At 58.1% G+C, this 258-nt stretch carries 1 protein-coding gene; it reads right to left on the bottom strand.

Annotated elements, in window-relative coordinates; all coding sequences use genetic code 11:
• Positions 1–258: ABC transporter substrate-binding protein (locus SB816_RS32985; RefSeq protein ID WP_410548378.1), on the bottom strand; the 258-nt coding region annotated here is incomplete at both ends.

Below are 258 nucleotides of genomic sequence, written 5' to 3' on the forward strand. Positions count from 1 at the left end.
GGAATGAGCCAAAATGACCTGGGCGTTCTTCTGATAGAACGCGGCAACATCAACGAGGGGAATGCCATGCTCGACGCCGACAAGCTGCTCCTGTTGGGTGCCCAGATAGAAATCGAGTTTCCCTGTCAGGAGCAGGGCGCGGTTCTGTGCGCCGGGGCCACCCTGAAGAATTTCAACGTCGAGGCCATATTTCGCGTAAGTGCCGTTAGCGACGGCCTGATAGAAGCCTCCGTGATCGGCCTCTGCGAGCCAGTCGGT

Source organism: Achromobacter sp. SIMBA_011, assembly GCF_046535435.1.
Taxonomy (GTDB): domain Bacteria; phylum Pseudomonadota; class Gammaproteobacteria; order Burkholderiales; family Burkholderiaceae_B; genus Achromobacter; species Achromobacter dolens.